Genomic DNA, 16157 nt, shown 5'->3' on the forward strand with positions numbered 1-16157 from the left:
TCTTATTTTCTTTTCAAGAAAAGGTTTATTGCTAATTTTAACTTTTTTGAACCTATAAGGTACGCTGATAGGAAGTAGACGATTACACTCAGAGCAATCAGGAGAACAACTAACAATCTCGAATCGAAAAATCCTTTACAAGTCACAATAAATATGGACATAAAAGCGCTTGCGATGAAAATTTTAAATATTTCTACCCAATCTTCACCAGTCAAACCTTTAATAATATTGAAACCAGTCATAAACATGCCGATAATTCCAGAAATAGAAGTTGCAAAGGCAATTCCAACAACACCATATCTGAAAGCCAACAAAACATCGAGAATTGCGTTCACTGAAAGCATTACAACTGCGACTAAAGAAGGATACCTTGTATTTAATTTAGAGTGATAAGTCCTAATGAAAATGGTATGTAAAGAATAAAATGGAAGCCCTATAGAATAATACAACAAAGTTTTTGCTGTTATCAACGTATCTTCAAAGGTAAAACTACCATGTTGATATATCAAAGCAACGATCTCATTGTTTAAAAATATCAAACCGAACATGGAAGGAATTGCAAAGAACAAAGTTAGTTCTATACTATCTTTCAAATTCTTGTTGTATTCTTTTTCATCTTTTATACTCGAAGAATACGATAATTTAGGTAAAAGGGCGTTTGCAACACTGATGGCGAATATGCTTAGAGGAAGCTGATAAATTCTCAGGGCGTATTGAATGGTCGAGACACCGCCAGTACCCGTCCAGGTTGCGATATTGGTATCGACCAACGTATTCAAGGAAGCTACTGCTACTCCTAATAATGCGGGACCAAACAAGTTCATTATACTTTTCAGATCTTTGAAATTAAAATCAAGTGTCATCCGGAAGTGTATCTTTCTCAAAAGATAATAAACCAACAAAAACTGTAAAACTCCACCCACTGTGAATCCTATAGTTGGTCCCAATATTCTTGGGGAAAAGTAAGAAGATAAAAAGATAAAAACGATACTGCAAAGGTTGGATAAAGCTGGAGCGAAAGCAGGCCCAAAATAGATATCTTTACTATTTAAAACACCGGTAGCTATTGCCCACAAAGAGATAAAAATTATAAATGGATATGTAATTTTCAACAAATAAGAGGTTAATTCCATAGTTGATTCGGACAAACCTGTTCCCAAAACTAAAACTATTTGGTCGGAAAAGAGATATACAGGTATATATAATAAAACAGTCGTTATTAATACAAACCATATTGTGGTGCTAAGAAAAACCTGAGAATCTTTTCCTTGTTTTCTTGTAAATAAAGGAATAAAAGCTGAGGAGAGGGCTCCATCAGCGAAGATTTTCCGAAGAAAAAAAGGTAGAAGAATGGCAACTAAATATGCATCGTACTCTGCACTAATCCCAAAATAATGAGCAAAGGTAGCATCCCGCAAAAGGCCTAAAAGTCTACTTATAAGAGTTGCCAAAGAGAAAAGAAATGTATGCCTCAACAATTTCGACATCCAAATGCCCCCGATATTCTTTATTTGGTCCTGTACAATCTGTCTCCTGCATCCCCTAATCCTGGAACAATATACGCTTTTGAATTGAGTTTATTATCCAAAGCAGCAGTATAAATAATCACATCTGGGTTTTCACTTACAACTACGTTAACCCCTTCAGGAGCGGCTATCAAGGACATAATAGTGATATTTTGTCCTCCCTGTTTTTTCACTTGCTTTATAGCATGATTCATAGAATGTCCTGTGGCAAGCATAGGATCGAGAATAAAGATTTGATGGTCTTCTGTCAAAGGCGGAAACTTCACATAATACTCTATTGCATTGAGGGTTTCGGGATCTCTATACACACCCAGAAAGCCCACACTGGCGTTTGGAACCAATGAAAGAACACCATCCAGCATACCTAAACCTGCTCGCAATATAGGAACTATGGTAACTTTTTTATCTTCAACCATTTCTCCCTTTGTCTGTGCAATTGGCGTTTCAACTTCAACTTCCATCGTAGGGAGATTTCTGGCTGCTTCATAGGTTAGCAAAAGGGTTATCTCCTTCAAAAGTTCCCGGAATTCTTTAGGTCCTGTGTCTTTATTTCTCATTATAGAAAGTTTGTGTTTTATCAAAGGATGATCAACGACGTGAAGATTATTCATTTAAAATTTGCACCTCCCAAATCTTTGTTAAAATATCTTCTCGATTTTGACTTCATCTAAAAGCCTCAAAACGTCATTTTTTCTACAAAGTTCTGTTCCTGGAGTTATGACTGAGGCATTACCTGAGGCATTTGCCCATTTAAATGATTCTTCTACATTTGCGCCTTCTTCACGTTTTAAAACGTAAGCGGCAAGAAAGGAATCTCCGGATCCAACGGCACTTTGAACAGGGACATCTATGGAAGGAGAGTATAGGCAACTCTCCTTTGAGATAAACATAGCTCCGTTTGATCCTAGAGTAAGCAATATTTCTTTTATTCCGTACTTATCAATTAGCTCCAAACCATATTTAGCAAGTTCGTCTTGGTCAATCTCATTTATTTTTTTATCAAGAACCCTTTGAAACTCGTATAAATTAGGTTTGATACAATCAGGGTGTGATTCGATTCCGACTTTTAAATTTTCACCATCGGCATCAAAATATACCTTAGCGTTTTTCCTTTTAAGGTAAGAAATTATTTCTGCATAAAAATTTGGGGTTACTCCTGGTGGCAAACTTCCTGAAATAACAACGGTATCATTTTCTCTGATTAAAAGTTTGAGAGTCTCATACAGTTGGTTCAAATCAGTTTTTGGAATCTTTGGGCCCTGAACACTCAGCCGGTATTGAAAATTTTGCTCCTGTAGGATGATGTTCATTCTCGTTTCTTTTGTAATTCTAACAGCTGTGTATATTACCCCTTCTTTGTCCAACATTTCCTCAATCTTTCTTCCGTTTTCACCACCAAGAAAAGAAATAGCTACGGACTTCCCATCTAATTCTTTGATTGCCCTAGAAACATCTATTCCTTTTCCTGCAGGATAGTCTTTTATCTTTTTAACACGGGTAGTATCATCTGTTTTTAATTTATCTACATAAAGGTATCTATCTAAACATGGATTAAGCGTTATTGTAAATATCATATAAAATCATCGTCTCCTTTACGGTACATCATGGCCGAGGGCAGCTTCATAGATTTTAAACCATTGCTCCCTCGTCATTTCTACGTTCAGAGCTTCAACAGCGTTCTTAAGTCTTTCTAATCTACCGCTTCCAGAAACAGGGATTATCCCGACAGTATGGTTTAAAAGCCAAGCATAGACAACAGTATCTATTGAATCAATATCCAGTTCTTTGCCAACTTCTTTCAACGTTGTCAATATTCTTACTGATTTATCGTTTGAACCATCGAATAACTTCCCGCCAGCCAAAGGTGACCAAGCCATTGGATTGATATTTTTCCCTTTTAGAAAATAAATATTATCGTTTTCAAAATGTTCTAAGTTGAATGGAGAGATTTCTATCTGATTAGTCACCAAAGGAAGATTCAATTTCGATTGTAAAGCTTCAAACTGATTGATGGTGAAGTTTGACACTCCGAAGAAACGAACTTTACCAGATTTGTGTAATTCTAAGAAGGCTTCTGCAATTTCTTCTGGGTTCATGAAGGGATCTGGGCGATGTATCAGTAGTAAATCGATATAATCGGTATGAAGACTACGAAGGGAATTATCTACAGATTTCAGAATATGTTCTTTGCTAGTATCGTAATAATGAATTCTTTTTGTCTCCTTGTTAGGAAGTACTATGCCACACTTGGTTACAATTTGCATCTTATCTCTTAAAGAAGGATTTGACTTTAAAACTTCTCCAAATAAGCCTTCACAAGTATAATTTCCATAAATATCGGCATGATCGAAAGTAGTTACTCCTAAATCTATCGCTTTCATAATAAATTTTTCTGTTTGTTCTGTTGAAAAATTCCAGTCTCTAAGTCTCATCATCCCTTGTACTATTCTTGATAAATACAAACCACTATTAGAAACGTTGACTTGCATTATTTCACCTCTTGATCTAGAAGAATTTGAATACTTTTTATTCCATTTATTATAACATATTTTATTCTTAGCTATCGTTTGAAATAGAAAAAAAGCAACAAACTTTTAATTTTTTGATATAATTAAATGCATAAGCAGGTCTGCGGGTCAAAAGGGTAAAGGCTCCTTTTGCTTATGGGTGGGGAGCTGGATGAAATGACAAAAGAATCTTTTCCTTATGGGTGGGGAGCGGGGCGAAGGGGCGCTAATAAAAGGTTTAGAGTTTCTAAAAACAGAATTAAATTTTAAAAAAGGTGGTTTTTACTCTGATAAACGATATAAAAACAATCGAAAAATTACAACAAATAGAACTCTTCGTTTTAGATATAGACGGTACTTTTTATGTCAGCCAAAAGTTAGTTAACGGTGCACTAAAATTCTCCAACCTTTTAAAAAAGCAAAATAAAAAGCTTGTCTTTTTAACCAACAATTCAAACAAATCGAAGAAAGAATACCAACAAGAGTTTGACGCTTTAAACTATCCAATAAAAGAAAACGAAATCTACACAGCAGGTATCGCTGCTGCAGAATATATAAAAGATAAGTTTGGGACAAAAAGGATTTTTTTGGTGGCTACTCCCTCAATGATAGAAGAATATGAAAGATTTGGACATCAAATTGTTACAGATTTCCCTGAGATGGTGGTAGTTACTTTCGATAAAAGTTTAACCTATGATAAGTTAGCAAAAGCCTCCATATTTGTATCTAAAGGAGCCTTCTTTTTTGTTACCAATCCAGATTTGAACTGTCCAACTGAAGAAGGGCCTATCCCCGATACCGCTGCTATTGCAAGTGTAGTATCTAAAGCATGCAATAAAGAACCCGACATCATCTTTGGGAAACCAGATCCCAAGATTTTAGAAATGATAATGAAAGATTATCAAGTAACCCCAGAAAAAACCTGTATAGTTGGAGACAGGTTGTATACCGATATATTAATTGGAATAAACGCTGGTACGTTATCTACATTAGTATTAACCGGGGAAGCAAAATTAGAGGACCTAAAAGATTCTGCAATAAAACCGGATCTTGTAGTTGACGATTTAGGACAACTTGCAGATCTAATCATAGATGGGGGACGTGGCTAAAGGTATAGTCTTTTGTTCTTCCGTAGATGGGGGGAAATGGATAAAAGGACAAAGAATCTTTTCCTTATGGGTGGGGAGTTGGATGAAAGGGTAAAGAACCTTTTCCTTATGGGCGGGTTGCGGGGCGAAGGGGCGCTATCGCAGGACTTTCTAAAGATGTTATTATCGAAATAACAGGAGGGGGAATTTTATTAAAATCTACATTCCAGAAACTTATGAAATAATGCCTCAAAAAAAAATATACTTACTCCGAGCAGGCTTCAATGGATCTAAATTCCAAATCAACGACAAATTAAAAGAAGAAATAAATAAAATATACAAGATCGGCTTAGAATTAGCACAACCAAAAGCCATATGTGACACATATAAAGTAGACTCACTTCCAAAAGAGCTGATTCCTAAATCTTTCGAAGGTGTTAAGTCGATCACTTTTTTTGTATCCACCTTAGGATACGAAATAGACAACTATATATCAAACGCCAATACTCTCTCTTCCATGTTAATGGATGCTTGGGCTTCAGAAGCCATAGAAGCGTTCAACGAATCTATCGATAAAAAACTTAGAAAAGATTTCGGTAAAGGTACCAGGAGATTTTCTCCTGGATATTCGGATATAGATGTGAGAAAAAATTGGGATATCGTCTGTAATTTACTCAAAACAGAGATAGTAGTTGTCAACAAAGAAACTGGTATCATAACTCCAAGAAAAAGTACTGTATGTATGATAGGGTGGTATGATGAATAGAAAAGAGTTTGCAGAAATATTGAATGAAAAGATACTCATTTTAGACGGAGGATATGGAACAGAATTTATAAAAAGAGGATATAAAAATATTCCTGCTGAGATTTTAAACATCGAATATCCAGAAGTAGTTTACAATCTACAAAGTGAATACGTAAAATCTGGAGCAGACATTCTTTTAACTAATACTTTTAGTGGAAATCGACGAAAACTCAAAGAGCTAAATTATGAAGAAGCATTCGAAAAGGTCAACGTCAAAGCAGTTGAAATTGCCAAGCAAGCATCAAAAGGCAAAGCTTTGGTCTTTGGCGATCTATCTTCTCTAGGAGAGTATCCAAAGCCTATGGGAGCTCTTGAAATGGACGAAGCTATTGAGGAGTATTATCAACAGGCAAAAGTGTTGTTTGAAAGCGGTGTAGATGGATTTATCGTTGAAACAATGACAGATATAAAAGAGCTAAAAGCTGCTGTATATGGAATAAGAAAAGTTACAGAAGATTTACCTTTAATAGCTCATATGACGTTTGAAGAGAACGGCCGTTCCGTTACGGGGACTTCTGTGGAAATCTTTGCGAATGTTTTTAATGATTTAGATGTAGATGTACTAGGAATTAACTGTACTTTGGGTCCCGAGGATCTTTTAAAGGTTTTTGAGCGTCTATCACTCTCAACAAACAAGTTTTTATCAGTCGAACCAAACGCTGGTAAACCCATTTTTGATGGAAAAAATTTGGAATACAAAATGACGCCCGAAATATTTGGAATGTTTGTTGAAGACTATTTAGATTTAGGAGTAAATATTATTGGAGGCTGTTGTGGTACCTCTCCAGAACATATAAAGGTAATTAGGAATATGGTAAAAAGAAGACCTAAAAAAATAGTTAAAGAAATACCTATTATGTACTCTTCAAGAACGATCTTAAACAAATTTCATCCCTTTACCGTTATCGGAGAGAGAATAAATCCTGCGGGGAACAAAAAATTTCAAAATGAAATTGAAGAATTCAACTTCGATAATGTAATAAAAAGGGCAAACAATCAAAAAAATGCAAAAGCCCATGCAATAGACGTTAACTTGGGTATCGAAAAGATTTTGAACGAAGAGCATTTCAAAAAAATTATCATAGAATTAGACAAACACTCTTCTCTTCCTATTTCTTTTGACATTCAAAATATTGGGTTTTTAGAGAGCGCTTTAAAAGAGTATCCAGGAAGACCAATAATCAATTCTTCTAAATTGAGTAAAAAAGATCTAGACAGAAAACTAGAGTTGATTAAAAAATATGGTGGGTTATTAATAGTATTAGCGCTTGAGAAAGAAATCTTAGAATCTGCAGAAGAAAGACTACAACTAATGCTAAGAAAATGGCCATACATAGAAAGTAAAGGAATAAGTAAAGATAGAATTATAGTTGACCCATTGGTGCTATCCCTTGCTGCCAATAACGATCCAAATATTACTTTGGAGACAGTAAAATTACTCTCGCAAAATGGGTTCAATACCACTATGGGTCTTTCGAATCTTAGCTTCGGTTTACCAAACAGAAATTATATAAATGCAGCTTTTCTCTCAAGGGCAAAAAGTAAAGGCTTGACTTCAGCCATCTTAAATCCAGAAGATGAGTTTCTTATGAACACGTTGAATGGCAACCTATTGTTGGATAAAAATATTGTAATACCAACTAAGGTTGAAAAACAAGATGAATTAACCGAGAAAATCCTACAAGGTGAAGAAGGTGAAGTAAAACGAATCATTGAAAATCAGTTAAAAGAGAAAAGTCCATTAGAAGTTAGTCAAGATGTGCTGGGTAAAGCGATGGAAAAGATCGGAGACCTCTACGCACAAGGGAACATATATCTTCCTGAGTTATTGTTAGCTGCCGAAACTGTCAAACCCATTTTTGATTACCTAAACAATTTGATTCCTGAATCTCAAAACGATAAAAAAGCTAAAGTCGTACTAGCCACGGTAGAAGGAGATATACACGATATTGGTAAAAATATAGTAGCAGCAGTATTAAGAAGCGCTAACTTCAAAATTATAGATCTTGGCAAAGATGTGGAAACTTCTATAATAATCGACGCTGTACAAAAAGAAAAACCAAATATATTAGGGCTCTCGGCTATGATGACAACTACCGTGGGAAAAATAGAAGATGTGGTAAATGAACTAAAAAAATTGAGTCTTAATGTGAAAGTTATTGCTGGTGGTGCTTCTATGAACAGAAAATTAGCTGAAACTTTTGGATGTGATGCCTACGCTAAAGATGCAAGCGAAGGGCTCAAGATATGCAAAAGTTGGGTCAATTTGAATTCGTAATTGTGTATCTTCCGATTTTTATATATCAAAAATGTTAATAAAAAGAAAAAGCTTTATGTCGATAAAACATGATAAAATTTATCAATTTTTCTAAAATACTTATAGATAAAAAATTTCGAGCAAATATAACGAAATTTTTTTCAAATTTTGATAAATGGAGATTTCAGTGTATAATCGCAAATAAATGCTTCTAATCATAAATATTTACCGATAATTAGAAATAATGAAACAATTTTCAATTTAAACTAACTTTTGAAAATAATATCTTAGCGATTTTACTTTATTGGGAGGGAAAAATTTATGACAAAAGAGGAACTATTGGAACAGATAGAAAGTCAAGGTATAAAGTATATTAGACTGCAAATTACTGATATCAACGGAGCCTTGAAAAACGTAGAAATACCATCTACAGAGTTAGAATCTTCTTTGACTAACGGGACTATGTTTGATGGTTCATCGATTGAAGGGCTAGTGAGAATCAACGAATCCGATATGTTGCTTAAACCTGATATAGACACCTTTGCAGTTTTGCCGTGGACCGTTGAAAGAGAAAAAGTTGGTAGATTCATTTGTGACATTTATACTTCTGATGGGAAGCATTTCCAAGGTGACCCCAGATATGTGTTGAAGAAAGTCATGAATGATATGAAAGAGTATGGCTATACCCCATATGCCGGTCCAGAACCAGAATTTTTTATCCTTCCAAGGGATGAGGAAACAAGACAACCGGTATTATCTCCTCTTGATAGGGGAGGCTATTTCGATTTGCTCCCAATAGATTTAGGGGAAAGGGTTAGAAAAAACATGGTAGAAACTCTACAAAGTATGGGTATTAGAGTGGAGGCTGCTCACCATGAAGTAGCAAATTCTCAACATGAAATTGATTTCAGGTACGACAACGCTCTTAGAACCGCCGACAATATTCAAACTTTTAAATTGGTTGTAAGGACGATAGCTCTATTGAACGGGCTGTGGGCAACGTTTATGCCTAAGCCATTTTTTGGTATGAACGGCTCAGGGATGCACACCCATTTGAGTATCTTTAAAGACGGAAAGAATATCTTTTACGATCCAAACGGTACTTATCAATTAAGCAGTGAGCTTAGATGGTTTATTGGAGGTGTTTTTAAGCATATAGATGCGATAACCGTTTTGGCAAATCCTACGATAAACTCATATAAAAGGTTAGTTCCCGGATACGAAGCCCCTGTTAACATCGCATGGTCCGTATTGAATAGAAGTGCTTTAGTGAGGATACCGATGTCGAGAGGAGACGGAACTAGGTTGGAATTAAGATCTCCAGATCCAACAGCAAATCCTTATTTACTTTTAGCTAGTGTATTTTCATCAGGTTTAGAAGGTATAAAAAACAAGATAGAGCCACCTCAACCCGTTGATGGAAATATTTACGAAATGGACCACAAAGAAAAGAGTGAAAAAAATATTAGATATTTACCTGGTTCACTCAATGAATCCTTGGAAGCTCTGAAAAAAGACGAATTTATAGCCGAAATCTTGGGAGAACACATATTTAAAAAATTTATAGAATTAAAAGAAAAAGAGATTGAAGAGTTTAAGATAGCGGTAACTGATTGGGAGATTAATAAGTACATAAACCAATTTTGATAAACCTTTAATATCTATTATTATTTTCTTTTTTAAAAATAAAACCGGGGTTTCAAAAAGTATTATACAGAAACACACTGTATTGGGACAGTCTCCAATATAGGAGGGAGGGTTAAAATGAATAATGGGCTTTACGATCCAAAGTTTGAGCATGATGCTTGTGGAGTTGGATTAGTTGCAAGTACAAAAGGAATAAAGTCACATGAAATAGTTGACAAATCGTTGAGCGTTTTAAAAAATATGGCTCATCGTGGTGCGCGAGGCAGAGAAGAAAATGATGGGGACGGGGCAGGGGTACTGCTTCAGCTTCCCCATGATTTTTTAATAAACGTATCAAAACACTTAGGATTCAAGCTTCCGAATCAAAATGAATATGCCGTGGGTATGGTTTTTTGTCCCCGAGATAAAACTCTTACAAATATCTTCAAACAACAATTTGAAAAAATAGTCACCGATCAAGGCCAAAAAGTAATAGGTTGGAGAGATGTACCTATCAATAAAGCATTTGTTGGCCCAACTGCATTAAAAAGCATGCCATCTTTTCTACAAGTTTTTATCGCTAAGAATCCTTCCTTGAAATCTGAAATAGAATTTGAAAGAAAATTGTACCTAATTAGGAAAAAAAGTGAAAAAGAGATAAAAATACCGTACACAGATGAAAATAAAACCTTTTATATAGCAAGTCTATCCTCTAAAACAATTGTTTACAAAGGGATGTTAACAGCGGAACAATTAAAACACTTTTTCCCAGACTTGACTGATCCTCTTTTCAAATCGGCGTTTTCTATTGTACACTCCAGATTCAGTACGAACACATTTCCCAGTTGGAAACGGGCTCACCCTTATAGGTACATGGTTCACAACGGTGAGATCAACACTATAATTGGTAATGTTAACTGGATGAAGGCAAGGCAATCCAAGGTAAGCACAGATATCTTTGGAGAAAACATTGAGGACATCTTCCCAATAATCGATGAAGATGGCAGTGATTCAGCAATGTTTGACAACAATTTAGAATTCCTTTATTTGTCTGGTAGATCGCTACCTCATTCGATAATGATGATGATACCCGAACCTTGGGAAAACAATCAAACGATGGATGTAGAAAAGAAAGCGTTTTATGAATTTCACAGTTGCTTGATGGAACCTTGGGATGGCCCTGCGGCGATTATTTTTACCGATGGTACAAAAGTAGGTGCGACACTGGACAGAAATGGATTGAGACCATTAAGATACTACATAACGGATGATGAATTGATACTTGCTTCAGAGGCTGGGGTCCTTGAAATACCTCCTCAAAAGATTTCAACTAAGGGAAGGATCACGCCAGGGAATATGTTGTTGCTGGATATTGAAAAAGGTCGAATTCTAAATGACGAAGAGATAAAACGACCGATAATTTCAGAAAAGCCATATTTCTCATGGGTAAAAGAGAACATTGTGAATATTGAGGATCTTCCTGAGCATCCAAAAAAGAGAAATATGGAAATTAATGATGTATCTTTAACTACAAAACAAAAATGTTTCGGATACACATTTGAGGACATTGAAATGATCATAGAACCTATGGTTATGGATGCTTCCGACCCCGTTGGGGCCATGGGGGATGACACACCTTTGGCCGTCTTATCTGAACGTCCAAAGTTATTGTATGAATATTTCAAACAGCTTTTCGCTCAAGTAACCAATCCTCCAATAGATGCTATAAGAGAAAAAATAGTCACCTCTACCCATCTTTACATAGGTTCTGAAGGTAATCTTATTGATCCATCATCCATCAGTTGTAGGCAAATAAAGATCGAAAACCCTATTCTTACCAACGATGAAATAGAAAAAATAAAAAACATTGACTTAGAAGGTTTCAAAACCGTTATCTTACCCATCTTGTACAAGGTAAAAGATGGAGAAGAAGGGCTAAAAAAAGCAATTGCAAACCTCTTTCAAAAGGCTGATTCTGCCATAAACGATGGTGCAAATATATTAATATTGTCGGATAAAGGAATTAACCAAGATTATGCTCCAATTCCAGCTTTACTAGCGGTATCGGGTATTCATCACCATTTGGTTAGAAGAGAAAATAGGACGGAGATTGGAATAATCTTGGAATCTGCAGAACCAAGAGAAGTACATCATTTTTGTACACTCATAAGTTATGGTGCTTCTGCTATCAATCCATATCTCACCTATGAAAGTATTGAAAGTTTAGTTAATAAAGGTTACATTAAAGGTTTGAAATATGAAGAAGCCGTTCAAAGGTATAAAGATGCTGCCTTGAAAGGTATTCAAAAAGTGTTATCAAAGCTTGGGATCTCGACCCTTCAAGGCTATCAAGGTGCTCAAACCTTCGAAATAGTAGGGATAAAAAAGTCTATCGTAGAGCAATTTTTTACTGGAACCACTTCACAAATAGAAGGAATAGGCCTAAAAGAAATAGCTCAAGAAATTTCTAAACGCCATTCAAATGCATTTGATCAGGTTAATAAAGGATCGGTGCTTGATTCAGAAGGTCTTATAAAATGGAGGGCAAAAGGTGAGTATCACTTGTATAACCCCGAATCCATCTATTATTTACAAAATGCTGTTAAAAACAACGATTATGAACTTTTCAAAAAGTTTTCACAATCTATAGTCGACGAAGATGCAAAATTATACAGTTTGAGAAGTCTTTTTGAGTTCAATTTTGATAAAACGAAAGCAATTCCCCTTGACGAAGTAGAACCTGTGGAATCGATTGTTAAAAGATTCAAAACAGGAGCTATGTCTTTTGGGTCAATAAGTCAAGAAGCACACGAGGCCATAGCAATAGCGATGAATCGAATAGGTGCCAAGAGTAACACAGGTGAAGGAGGGGAGGATTCAAACCGTTTCGCAAAAGAACAAAATGGGGATTCAAAGAATAGTTCAATAAAGCAAGTTGCTTCTGGAAGATTCGGAGTCACGATCAACTACTTAAACAACGCTCAAGAGATCCAAATAAAGATAGCACAAGGTGCAAAACCTGGGGAAGGTGGGGAGCTACCTGGGAACAAGGTTTATCCGTGGGTGGCAAAGGTAAGGAACTCTATTCCAGGAGTTACTCTCATTTCACCTCCTCCACACCACGATATCTACTCGATAGAAGATTTAGCAGAATTGATATACGACCTAAAAAACGCTAATAGAAACGCTCGAATAAACGTAAAATTAGTTTCAAAATCTGGTGTAGGTACTATAGCAGCGGGCGTAGCAAAAGCTGGAGCGGATGTTATATTGATAAGCGGTTTTGATGGAGGTACAGGTGCTTCACCACGTACTAGTATAAGGCACGCTGGTTTGCCATGGGAGTTAGGATTGGCGGAAACTCATCAAACCTTGGTGATGAACAAGTTGAGAGATAGGGTCACTTTGGAAACGGATGGTAAGTTACTAACAGGAAAAGACATAGTGATTGCCGCACTTTTAGGTGCAGAAGAGTTTGGATTTGCCACAATTGTGTTAGTTGCCTTAGGGTGTGTCATGATGAGAGTTTGCAATTTGGATACATGTCCTGTGGGAATTGCAACACAAAACCCTGTACTGAGAAAAAATTTCAAAGGCGATCCTCAATACGTTATCAATCTCATGTACTTTCTCGCCTCTGAAGTAAGGGAATATATGGCCAAGTTAGGGTTCAGAACGGTTAGTGAAATGGTTGGGCGTGTGGATATATTAAGACAAAAAGAAATAAAAAATCATTGGAAAGCACATAGTATCGATCTTTCAAAATTATTATACAAACCAGAAATAACAAATTACTCATTCAGCCAATATCCTAAACCAATAAACAATGGTTTATCAGATACCTTGGACATAACTAAATTACTTCCCATTTGCAAGAATGCACTAGAATACGGAGAAAAAATTGAGGCCACTTTAGATATAAAAAATGTGAATAGAACCGTTGGAACAATTTTGGGAAATGAAATAATTAAAAGATATGGTGAGGAAGGACTGCCTGAAGATACAATAAAAATACATTTCAAAGGATCAGCTGGTCAAAGTTTTGGAGCCTTCATACCCAAGGGGGAAACGTTGATATTAGAAGGCGATTCAAACGATTACATAGCTAAAGGTTTATCGGGCGGAAAAATTATTGTATATCCACCCAAGGATTCTCAATTCTATGCAGAAGAAAATGTAATTGTTGGTAACGTTGCCTTGTATGGAGCAACGAGCGGTGAAATATACATCAGTGGTTTAGCGGGCGAACGTTTCGCGGTCAGAAACAGTGGGGCTACGGCTGTTGCCGAAGGTGTTGGTGAACATGGATGTGAATATATGACAGGTGGGAAGGTTGTTATACTTGGTAAAACGGGTAGAAACTTTGCTGCAGGTATGTCAGGTGGAATAGCCTACGTATATGACAAAGACAATAGCTTTGAATCCAAATGTAACAAAGATACCGTTTTGTTGGAAAAAGTTGAAGAAGAGAACGAAGAGAACGAAATAAAAGAACTGATAAAAAAGCATTACGAATACACGAGTAGTAATGTGGCTAAAAACATTTTGAACAATTGGGGAAAAGCTAAAGAAAGATTCGTTAAGGTTATACCCAAAGATTACAAGAGAATGATGAAAGCTGTAAAAAGGATGCATATCGAAGGGATTACTGGTGAAGAAGCACTTATGAAGGCTTTTGAAGATAATTACAAGCAACAATCTTTGGTTGAAATGCATTGAACATTCGCAATTTGTAAAGGAGGTCACTATATGGGCGATCCCCAAGGATTTCTAAAGTATGAAAGAAAAACCCCTGAAGAAAGACCCTCAAAAATAAGAATAAATGATTGGGAAGAATTATATATAGAAATGGAAAAAGATGAACTTCGAATGCAAGCAGCAAGATGCATGAACTGCGGCACACCGTTTTGTCATTCTGGCATATTGATAAATAATATGGTCTCGGGGTGCCCTTTGAATAATTTGATTCCAGAATGGAACGATTTAGTATATAGAAACCTTTGGAAAGAAGCTTACGAAAGGTTGATCGAAACAAACAGTTTCCCAGAATTCACGGGAAGGGTTTGTCCTGCTCCATGCGAAAAAGCTTGTGTAAACAATTTGGTAAAGGATCCGGTTTCCATTAAAAGTATTGAATATTATATTATAGAAGAAGCATTCAAAAATGGTTGGGTAGAAGAGGATAAGCCATCTTACTCCACTGGTAAAAAGGTGGCTGTTGTAGGTTCTGGACCGGCAGGGTTATCATGTGCTTGGGAGTTAAAAAGATATGGTCATGAAGTTACAGTTTTTGAAAAGTATGAATATCCGGGGGGCTTATTGACTTACGGTATACCAAATATGAAATTGGACAAAAAGATTGTAAAAAGACGTATAGAATTGATGAAAAAATCTGGCATACAATTCAAAACTAATATAGACGTTGGTAAAGATTATCCTGCTCAAAAGCTAAAAGAAGAGTTTGATAGCGTTGTATTATGTGGAGGAACCGCTAAAGCGAGAGATTTAAACGTAGAGGGAAGAAACCTAAAAGGGATATACTTTGCCACAGAATTTTTGAAGAGTGCAAACGAGAGAATACTGTCTCAATTTATAAAAAGTGAAAAAGATATTGAGGAGATCTCTGCTAAGGGTAAGAACGTTATCGTAATCGGTGGAGGAGATACGGGAACGGATTGTGTGGGAGTTAGTTTAAGACAGGGTTGTAAAAGTGTTGTACAGTTTGAAATTATGGACAAACCTCCACTTTTAAGGAGACAAAACAATCCTTGGCCAGAATGGCCCAAAGTTTTAACTGTTGATTATGCTCAGGAAGAATATGCAGAACTATTCGGTAAAGATCCGAGATTGTACAACATTTCAACTAAAAGATTTGTTGGAGATGCAAAAGGTAACGTTAAAGAGGTCCATACCGTTGAAGTAGAATGGAAACAGGATAAAACAGGAAAATTGTTTCCAAAAGAAATCGATGGAACAGAAAAGGTATGGAAAGCAGATTTAGTTCTGTTAGCCTTGGGATTCTTAGGCCCCGAAAAGTATTTAATTGAGCAGTTAAATGTAGAAACAGATAAAAGATCAAACGTTAAAACGGAAGAAGGAAAATACTCGACAAATGTGGAAGGGATTTTTTCAGCTGGAGATATGAGAAGGGGACAAAGTTTGGTAGTATGGGCAATAAATGAAGGGAAACAAGCAGCAAAAGAATGTAATGAATACTTAATTTCTTCCAATAATAACAATAATAAACAGCGTCGGCTCAAAACGCTGTAGTATTGTTGTTATAAAGCCGACGCAGAAAAATTAATGCGTCGGTTTTTTATTTTGTAATGGGAGGTGAAAAAAGTCTAC

Annotated in this window: 10 protein-coding genes; 6 read left to right on the forward strand and 4 right to left on the reverse strand. The window is 36.0% G+C overall.

The genetic code is table 11. From position 1 onward, the window contains the following. Positions 1 to 2: 2 nt before the first annotated feature. From murJ to PMOB_RS09185, 4 genes are read right to left on the reverse strand one after another with little or no spacing between them, the layout of a single operon-like run. Positions 3 to 1487, reverse strand: coding sequence for a murein biosynthesis integral membrane protein MurJ (gene murJ, locus PMOB_RS09170; RefSeq protein WP_012209572.1), 1485 nt, complete (start codon positions 1485 to 1487; stop codon positions 3 to 5). A gap of 20 nt (positions 1488 to 1507) precedes the next feature. Continuing rightward, positions 1508 to 2137: a uracil phosphoribosyltransferase gene (upp, locus tag PMOB_RS09175; RefSeq protein WP_012209573.1), complete on the reverse strand. Its 630-nt coding sequence runs from the start codon at positions 2135 to 2137 to the stop codon at positions 1508 to 1510. Positions 2138 to 2164: 27 nt separating this feature from the next. Further along, positions 2165 to 3100 carry a 1-phosphofructokinase family hexose kinase gene (locus PMOB_RS09180; RefSeq protein ID WP_012209574.1) on the reverse strand — a complete coding sequence of 312 codons (936 nt, stop codon included), beginning with the start codon at positions 3098 to 3100 and terminating at the stop codon, positions 2165 to 2167. Positions 3101 to 3118: 18 nt separating this feature from the next. After that, positions 3119 to 4015, reverse strand: a complete 897-nt coding sequence (locus tag PMOB_RS09185) for an aldo/keto reductase (RefSeq protein WP_012209575.1) — start codon at positions 4013 to 4015, stop codon at positions 3119 to 3121. 293 nt (positions 4016 to 4308) lie between these two features. Here PMOB_RS09185 and PMOB_RS09190 point away from each other — a divergent pair, with 293 nt between their 5' ends. From PMOB_RS09190 to PMOB_RS09215, 6 genes are all read left to right on the forward strand, one after another. Then, positions 4309 to 5142 (forward strand): HAD-IIA family hydrolase, encoded by an 834-nt coding sequence (locus tag PMOB_RS09190; protein ID WP_012209576.1) that lies wholly within the window; start codon positions 4309 to 4311, stop codon positions 5140 to 5142. A gap of 223 nt (positions 5143 to 5365) precedes the next feature. Beyond that, positions 5366 to 5887, forward strand: coding sequence for a vitamin B12 dependent methionine synthase activation region (locus PMOB_RS09195; RefSeq protein ID WP_012209577.1), 522 nt, complete (start codon positions 5366 to 5368; stop codon positions 5885 to 5887). After that, complete coding sequence (locus PMOB_RS09200; protein WP_231282468.1) at positions 5877 to 8204, forward strand: homocysteine S-methyltransferase family protein; 2328 nt, start codon at positions 5877 to 5879, stop codon at positions 8202 to 8204. The genes PMOB_RS09195 and PMOB_RS09200 overlap by 11 nt, the downstream gene beginning before the upstream one ends. A 300-nt stretch (positions 8205 to 8504) precedes the next feature. Further along, positions 8505 to 9830 carry a type I glutamate--ammonia ligase gene (gene glnA, locus PMOB_RS09205; RefSeq protein ID WP_012209579.1) on the forward strand — a complete coding sequence of 442 codons (1326 nt, stop codon included), beginning with the start codon at positions 8505 to 8507 and terminating at the stop codon, positions 9828 to 9830. A gap of 117 nt (positions 9831 to 9947) precedes the next feature. Next, a complete protein-coding gene (gene gltB / locus PMOB_RS09210) occupies positions 9948 to 14528 on the forward strand; it encodes a glutamate synthase large subunit (RefSeq protein ID WP_012209580.1) in 4581 nt (1526 codons plus the stop codon). A 30-nt stretch (positions 14529 to 14558) separates the two neighbouring features. After that, positions 14559 to 16079, forward strand: a complete 1521-nt coding sequence (locus PMOB_RS09215) for a glutamate synthase subunit beta (protein WP_012209581.1) — start codon at positions 14559 to 14561, stop codon at positions 16077 to 16079. The last annotated feature ends 78 nt before the right edge of the window (positions 16080 to 16157 follow it).

Source organism: Petrotoga mobilis SJ95, assembly GCF_000018605.1.
GTDB lineage: Bacteria > Thermotogota > Thermotogae > Petrotogales > Petrotogaceae > Petrotoga > Petrotoga mobilis.